This window comes from Streptomyces sp. NRRL S-1813 (assembly GCF_000719605.1).
In the GTDB taxonomy this organism is placed as follows: domain Bacteria; phylum Actinomycetota; class Actinomycetes; order Streptomycetales; family Streptomycetaceae; genus Streptomyces; species Streptomyces decoyicus.
In genome coordinates this window covers 1-1065 of sequence record NZ_JOHB01000086.1, presented here as the reverse complement: position 1 = coordinate 1065, position 1065 = coordinate 1, and the positions used below count along the sequence as shown (strand labels likewise).

Here is a 1065-nt window from a genome sequence, read left to right as displayed (position 1 = left end):
TGTATTGCCCTGTGAGGTTGGGGACGCGGCTGGCGGGTGGTTTGCCTGCGAGCGCGGTGTGTCCGCGGTGGTGATTGTAGGTATGCAGCCATTGCGGGAAGGCGTCGCGTCGTTCCTGCTCTGAGCGGTAGGGGCGGGCGTAGGCCCATTCGTCGAGCAGGGTGCGGTTGAGGCGCTCGACCTTGCCGTTGGTCTGCGGTCGATAGGGCCGGGTTCGTTTGTGGGTGATCCCGGCCGCGGCGAGTGCGTCGCGCCAGGCGTGTGACTTGTAGCAGGCGCCGTTGTCGGTCAGGACGCGTTCGACGGTGATCCCGCAGGTGGTGAAGAACGCCTGGGCACGGGCCCAGAAGGCAGTGGCGGTCTCCTTCTTCTCATCTGCGTGGATCTCGCTGTAGGCGAGGCGGGAGTGGTCGTCGACGGCAGTGTGGATGTAGCTGTAGCCGGCGCCGGAGCGGGTCTTGCGGCCCGCTTGGCGGCCGAGGGTCTTGTGACCGCCGCCGTCGGGGATGTTGCCGAGTTTCTTGATGTCCACGTGGACCAGTTCGCCTGGCCGGTCGCGTTCATAGCGGCGTATGACGCGGCCGGTGGCCCGGTCCAGGTGGGCGAGGCGGGCCAGGCCGAAGCGGGTCAGTACGCGGTGCACGGTCGAGGGCACCAGGCCCAGCAGGTGTGCGATGCGGGCCGGGCCCCACCGGCGCAGAAGCCGGACTTTGATGATCCGCCGTTCGGTGCGGTTCGGGGTGCGGCGCGGGCTTGTGTGCGGGCGGCTTGAACGGTCTGCCATGCCCGCCTCACCGAACAGCCGGTAGCGCTCAGCCCAGCGCTGGGCCGTCGTCGGCGAGACCTGGAAACGCTCGGCCGCCCGACGCAGTGGCCAGCCGTCCTTGACCACGCAGCGGGCCAGACGCAGCCGACCGGTCTCAGTCAGAGGTGCATTACGGTGAGGCACGAGGGCCTTTCTGGTCGCCGGTGCAGATGTCGCAATCCACACCAGGCCAGAAGGCCCTCACCCATTTCAAGATCACTCAGCCGAGACCTGCGTCACCAACCTCCGTGGACAGAACA

1 protein-coding gene is annotated in these 1065 nt (G+C 67.8%); it reads right to left on the bottom strand.

The window, feature by feature from the left end:
• Positions 1 to 949 (bottom strand): IS481 family transposase (locus IF67_RS0138405; RefSeq protein ID WP_037840438.1); only part of this gene is annotated, 949 nt, incomplete at its 3' end.
• Positions 950 to 1065: the final 116 nt, after the last annotated feature.